At 62.4% G+C, this 6172-nt stretch carries 5 protein-coding genes, 1 tRNA gene and 1 pseudogene; 3 read left to right on the top strand and 4 right to left on the bottom strand.

The features are described 5' to 3' along the window. Positions 1-149, bottom strand: a pseudogene (locus AWB66_RS33085) (oxalate/formate MFS antiporter); the annotation flags it as partial. Positions 150-422: 273 nt separating this feature from the next. On the opposite strand from AWB66_RS33085, the gene AWB66_RS25350 reads away from it, so the two are divergent. Together AWB66_RS25350 and AWB66_RS25345 are read left to right on the top strand one after the other, a co-directional pair. Then, a complete protein-coding gene (locus tag AWB66_RS25350; protein WP_087632838.1) occupies positions 423-1367 on the top strand; it encodes a LysR family transcriptional regulator in 945 nt (314 codons plus the stop codon). Between the two features lie 99 nt (positions 1368-1466). Beyond that, complete coding sequence (locus AWB66_RS25345; RefSeq protein ID WP_087632830.1) at positions 1467-1805, top strand: HAD family hydrolase; 339 nt, start codon at positions 1467-1469, stop codon at positions 1803-1805. Positions 1806-1853: 48 nt separating this feature from the next. Here AWB66_RS25345 and AWB66_RS25340 read toward each other — a convergent pair whose 3' ends face one another. The 3 genes from AWB66_RS25340 to rpoD all read right to left on the bottom strand — a co-directional run bounded on the left by AWB66_RS25340 (position 1854) and on the right by rpoD (position 5836). Beyond that, a complete protein-coding gene (locus tag AWB66_RS25340) occupies positions 1854-3305 on the bottom strand; it encodes an aldehyde dehydrogenase family protein (RefSeq protein WP_087632829.1) in 1452 nt (483 codons plus the stop codon). A 122-nt stretch (positions 3306-3427) separates the two neighbouring features. Next, positions 3428-3504: transfer RNA gene (locus tag AWB66_RS25335), tRNA-Ile, on the bottom strand. Between the two features lie 121 nt (positions 3505-3625). Next, positions 3626-5836: an RNA polymerase sigma factor RpoD gene (gene rpoD, locus AWB66_RS25330; protein ID WP_235021229.1), complete on the bottom strand. Its 2211-nt coding sequence runs from the start codon at positions 5834-5836 to the stop codon at positions 3626-3628. Positions 5837-5918: 82 nt separating this feature from the next. Here rpoD and AWB66_RS34520 point away from each other — a divergent pair, with 82 nt between their 5' ends. After that, positions 5919-6155, top strand: a complete 237-nt coding sequence (locus AWB66_RS34520; protein ID WP_235021230.1) for a hypothetical protein — start codon at positions 5919-5921, stop codon at positions 6153-6155. The last annotated feature ends 17 nt before the right edge of the window (positions 6156-6172 follow it).

Below are 6172 nucleotides of genomic sequence, written 5' to 3'. Positions count from 1 at the left end.
TTGGCATCCATCGGCACGACGAAGAGCGTCCACGCGTATTGCAGATTCGCGACCAGGCCCATGCAGATGATGCCGATCGCCAGTTGAACCCATCGGTTGGAATGACGGCCGAGCGGATGCCCGGACGTGACTGTGCCTGCGTTTGCCATGTCTGTCTCCAATTTATAAGTCGTAGCGCTCGTGCGGCGCTTGATGTCGTGCAGGTTCACCGGCGTATTGTGCCGGTGCAGCAACGGGTCGGTCTGTCAGGGGAAATGCTCAAACCACGCGGCGCGGGCAGGCGGCCGCACGTCATGAATGTTGCACGGCTTACAACAATTGCCGGGCGTGAAAGCATCGTGGAGGAGAAAAACGATTAGGGAAAGTTATAAAAATTTATTGTATAAATTAGCGATCGTGAATGGATGGAGGGTTCCGCCGTGATGCGCAATGCCACGCTTCGGCAGTTGAAAATCTTCGAAACGGTCGCGCGCCGACTGAGTTTTTCGCGTGCCGCAGAGGAGCTTTACCTGACGCAGCCGGCGGTTTCGACGCAGGTCAAGCAACTGGAGGAGCACGCTGGATTGCCGCTTTTCGAGCAGCTCGGCAAGAAAATCTATCTGACGCCGGCTGGCAATGAAATGCTTCATTACAGCCGGGCCATTCTGGAGCAGTTCCGCGAAGCCGACGACGCCATGGCGCGCCTGAAAGGCATTTCGGGCGGCACGCTGAACGTCGCGGTCATCAGCGCCGGCGACTATTTTTTCCCGCGTCTGCTCGCCGCTTTCACGCAGCGCAATAGCGACGTGCGGCTGAACCTCGCGGTCCACAATCGCGAGGAACTGCTGCATCAGTTGTCCGACAATCTCACCGATCTCGCGATCATGGTCCGCCCGCCGAAAGACATGGACACCGAGAACGTGTCGTTCGCGCCGCATCCATACGTGATCGTCGCGCCGCCGGATCATCCGCTCGTCGGCAAGACGCGCATTCCGCTCGAAGCGCTCGCCGACGAACCGTTCATCGTCCGCGAAAAGGGCTCGGACACCTGGAATTCGATGGAGGAAGGCTTCGCGGGCCGGCTGCCGCGGCTGAATATCGCGATGGAAATCACCAGCACCGAGACGATCAAGCAGGCGGTCATCGCGGGCATGGGCATCAGCTTTCTCTCCGCGCATACGATCAGCCTGGAATTGCAGGTCGGCAAGCTCGCCGTGCTGGACATCGAAGGATTTCCGGTGAAGCTCAACTGGTTCATCGTGCACCGGAACAACAAACGGCTGCCGCCGGTCGCGCTCGCGTTCAAGCAATTCCTGATCGACGAAGGCGCCGCGCAGATCGAAGAGATCACCCATATCGGTGCAGAAACCGGCAGGCCGAATTCATAAAGTTTTTCTTATCGTTATTCGAAAAAACTTTAACTGTCGTATATGGATTGAAGTTCCTATCCTGTTTCTAACCCCTCACGGCCAAAACAGGAGACGACGATGAACCACGCAACGCACAGCGACGACCGCGAAACCCAGGCGCAACTCTGCGCGTACAACAACGCCTTCGAGGAACTCGACCTGATGTTCCGCTGGGATGCCGATACCTACCGCTCGCTCGCTGCCGTCGAAAGCGACTACGGCCGCATCGCGAATTACATCGAATCGCATTGCCCGCATCTGCTGACGGCCTACAGCGCCGATTTCTTGTGCCAGGCGATCGTCGAGCGCAAGAACGCCGTGCTGGAAGCGTGCCGTGCGAACACCGTCAAGAACGACGACAGCGCGCGCCGCGCCCGTCTCTGGCGCTCGCGCAACGAAGTTGCCGCGCATGCCTGAGCGTCGCGGTTGCGTTGAAGGAAAGGCGGCCTCGGCCGCCTTTCTTCGTCAGGGCGCGAGCGACACCCAGACCGCCTTCGGCTCCGTGAAGTTTTCGATCGCGACATCGCCATGCTCGCGCCCGAAGCCGGAATCGCCGGAGCCGCCCCACGGCAGCCGCACGTCGGTGTAGCCGTAGGTGTTCACCCACACCGTCCCTGCCTTCAATTCCGCCGCCATCCGGTGCACGCGGCCGATATCCGCGCTCCAGACGCCCGCCGCGAGGCTGTACGCCGTGCCGTTGGCGATGCGCAGCGCGTCGGCTTCGTCGTCGAACGGGATCACGCTCACCACCGGACCGAAGATTTCCTCCTGCGAGATGCGCATCTCGTGCTCGACGTTCGCGAACACGGTCGGCTGGACGAAGTAGCCGCGCTCGCCTACGCGCTGGCCGCCGGTCACGAGCGACGCGCCCTCGCCCCGGCCGATGTCGACGTAATCCAGCACGGTCTGCATCTGTTTCGCGGAAATCAGCGGGCCCATGTTGGTCTCGCGCTTCGACGGATCGCCGAGCTTGATCGCCCGCGCGCGCTCGGCGATCCGCTCGACGACGTCGTCGTAGACCGCGCGCTGCACCAGCACGCGCGAGCCCGCGGAGCACACCTGACCCGCGTTGAAGAAGATGCCGGACGCGGCGGCGCGGGTGGCGGCGTCGAGATTGGCGTCGGCGAAAATCACGTTCGCCGACTTGCCGCCGAGTTCCAGCGTCACGCGCTTGAAGTTGACGGCGGCGCCTTGCAGAATCCCGCGTCCGACCGACGGCGAGCCGGTGAACGTAACTTTGTCGACGCCCGGATGCGCGACGAGCGCATCGCCGACCACCGATCCCTTGCCCGTCACGATATTGAGCACGCCCGGCGGCACGCCGGCTTCGAGCGCGAGCCGGCCGATCATCAGCGCCGAGAGCGGCGTGATTTCCGCGGGTTTCACGATCAGCGTGCAGCCGCAGGCGAGCGCGGGCGCGATCTTCCACATGCCGATCATCAGCGGGAAATTCCACGGCACGATCGCCGCGACCACGCCGACCGGCTCGCGCACGGTGTATGTGAGCGCGTCCGGGCGCGCGGGCACGACCTGTCCGTTGATCTTGTCGCACCAGCCGGCGTAGTACGCGACGGTGTCGATAGCGGCGGGCACGTCCTGGCGCAGCACGCCCGCGATCGGCTTGCCACAGTCGAGACTCTCGACGGCCGCGAGTTCTTCCTGGTTCTGCCGCAGCAGTTCGGCGAAACGCATCAGAATGCGGCCGCGCTCGGCGGCGCGGATGGCGTTCCACGGTTTAAGCGCCGCGCGGGCGGCCAGCACGGCGCGGTCGACGTCGGCCGCGGTGCCCTGCGCGACCTGCGCGATCGGCGTTTCGGTGGCGGGGTCGAGGTCGGTCGAATAGGTGCCACCGCTCGGCGGCACGGATTCGCCGCCGATCAGCAACTCGTAGCGCTTCAGATTCGGTGTGTTGTCCATGTGTCTCGCTCCTTTTGATGCGTAGGGGGCTTTCGTGGCCCTTTCGTCGATTCTAAGCGTATCGCCGAAAACAGAGGCGCACAGGCGCGGGCGCGCAAGAGGAGTACAGGAGCGAGACGAGCTGGTGGGCCGGGTGGGACTCGAACCCACTATCGGTCGATTATGAGTCGACAGCTTATACCAATTAAGCTTCCGGCCCTTTTAATGAGCAAGGGGCAAAAATAAAGCGCCGGGCGGCGCTTTTCGATACATCGGAACATTGCGCTTGTTCTGCGAGGGTTGCGAGTTTGCCTCACAACGCCTCGCAAGACAAGAGCCGGTCAGTTCCCTTCGAGGAACGACTTCAGCTTGTCGGAGCGGCTCGGGTGACGAAGCTTGCGCAGCGCCTTCGCTTCGATCTGACGAATCCGTTCGCGCGTGACGTCGAACTGCTTGCCGACTTCCTCGAGCGTATGATCCGTGCTCATTTCGATGCCGAAGCGCATGCGCAGCACCTTCGCCTCGCGCGGCGTCAGCGAATCGAGCACGTCCTTGACGACATCGCGCATGCTCGCGTGCAATGCGGCGTCGGCCGGGGCGACCGTGTTCGTGTCCTCGATAAAGTCGCCGAGATGCGAATCGTCGTCGTCGCCGATCGGCGTTTCCATCGAGATCGGCTCTTTCGCGATCTTCATGATCTTGCGGATCTTGTCTTCCGGCATCTCCATCTTTTCGGCGAGCGTAGCCGGATCGGGTTCCAAACCGGTTTCCTGCAAGATCTGCCGCGAAATCCGGTTCATCTTGTTGATCGTTTCGATCATGTGGACCGGAATCCGGATGGTGCGCGCCTGGTCCGCGATCGAACGCGTGATGGCCTGACGAATCCACCACGTCGCGTAAGTCGAGAACTTGTAGCCGCGACGATATTCGAACTTGTCCACCGCCTTCATCAGGCCGATGTTGCCTTCCTGGATCAGGTCGAGGAACTGCAGGCCGCGGTTCGTGTACTTCTTCGCGATGGAAATCACGAGCCGCAGGTTCGCTTCCGTCATTTCGCGCTTCGCCTGACGCGCTTTCAGTTCGCCCGCTGCCATCTGGCGATTGGTTTCCTTCAGGTCCTTGAGCGGCAACACGACGCGCGCCTGCAAGTCGAGCAGACGCTGCTGCTGCTCGCGGATCGCGGGAATGTTGCGTTCGAGGATCGCGCTGTAGCCGTGACCTTCGGCGACGACTTTCTCCGACCAGTCGAGGTCCGTCTCGTTGCCCGGGAAGCGCGTGATGAATTCGGCACGCGGCATGCCGCACTTGTCGACGACCGTGTGCAGGATCTGGCGCTCGACCTGACGCACCTCGTCCACCTGCGCGCGCAGCGTGTCGCACAGGCGCTCGACGGTACGCGCGGTGAAGCGGATCGACATCAGTTCGGTCTGGATGGCTTCCTGCGCCTTCAAATACGCCTTCGACTTGTAGCCTTCCTTCTCGTAGGCGCGGCGCATTTTGTCAAACCATTCGCTGATGAGCGAAAACTTCTCCAGCGACGCGCGCTTGAGCGCTTCGAGCTGAGCGGCGTTCGCATTCGCCTGCGCGGTGCTTTCGTCCTCTTCTTCCTCGTCGTCGCTCTCTTCCGCTTCCTCTTGCTCGTCTTCGCTTTCGATCGCTTCCGCTTCCTGCTCGGAGAAACCGTCGGCGTCCTCGGCGTTCGGATCGATCAGGCCGTCGACCAGTTCGTCGACGCGCGTCTCTTCGTTCTGAACGCGCTCGGCCATCGCGAGGATGTCCGCGATGGTGGTCGGGCAGGCGGAGATCGCCATGACCATGTGCTTCAGGCCGTCTTCGATCCGCTTCGCGATCTCGATTTCGCCTTCGCGCGTGAGCAGCTCGACCGTGCCCATTTCACGCATGTACATGCGGACCGGGTCGGTCGTGCGGCCGAATTCGGAATCGACGGTGGACAGCGCGACTTCGGCTTCTTCCTCGACTTCGTCGTCGGAAGAAGCGGCGGGCGCGTTGTCGTTCAGGAGCAGCGTTTCCGCATCCGGCGCCTGTTCGTAGACGGCCACGCCCATGTCGTTGAACGTGCTGATGATCCCTTCGATCGCTTCCGTTTCCGTGAAGTTGTCGGGCAGGTGATCGTTGATTTCCGCGTACGTCAGATAGCCGCGCTCCTTGCCGAGCTTGATGAGCGCGCGCAGTTTCGCGCGCCGCTCCTCCAGCTCTTCGAGCGTGCCGGGCGCCGCCGAGGCAAACGCGTCCTTCAGCAGCGCTTTTTCCTTCGCGCGCCGATCACGTGCCTTCACCTTCGCCGACGGAGCCGCGACACCCGCAGGCTCTGCGTTTTGCGTTGCGTCGTCTTCGACGGGTACTTCGTTCAGCTTTTTCGTCATGGAATTCGCCGTGCCGGCTTTAGTCTCGACTCGCGGCTGCTGGACGGCAGCCGATGGAACCGTGGATACTGAATGTACGCGCGCTGCTTCGTCCTGCGTGCCATGTCCCGGGTTGTCGCGGGGGCCCTCGCGTACTGGCGGACTTCGGCCCTCGTTCCTACCCTCCATAACAGCCGCGACCCTTCTGCCCGTCTGTTCGGCTGCGAGCGTTTCGGCCCCGTCGGGCGCTTTCTCCGGTGTGCGCACGGGCTTGACCGCTGTCGCCGATGCCTTCTTCGCAGTCGATTCAGCCAGCGCCTTCTTTTTCGAGTTCGGCGCCTGGTGCGCGCCGGCTGGCGACACGCCCGCGAGAGAAGCTGACTCCTTGTGTGCCGCTGCCCGTTCCGGCTCGTTCGAGCCCTGTCCCGTCGCTTTTTTGCCGCTCGTAGTCTTTGCCATTTGCCTATTTCGCCGCGCGCACGACGTGCCTGAAAAACCAGACGAATGACGCGCGCCACACAAGGA

Origin of the sequence: Caballeronia telluris, assembly GCF_001544495.1 — a bacterium.
Lineage (GTDB): Bacteria > Pseudomonadota > Gammaproteobacteria > Burkholderiales > Burkholderiaceae > Caballeronia > Caballeronia telluris.
The sequence above is the reverse complement of the archived record's forward strand: the minus strand, read 5'-3'. Positions and strand labels throughout refer to the sequence as shown.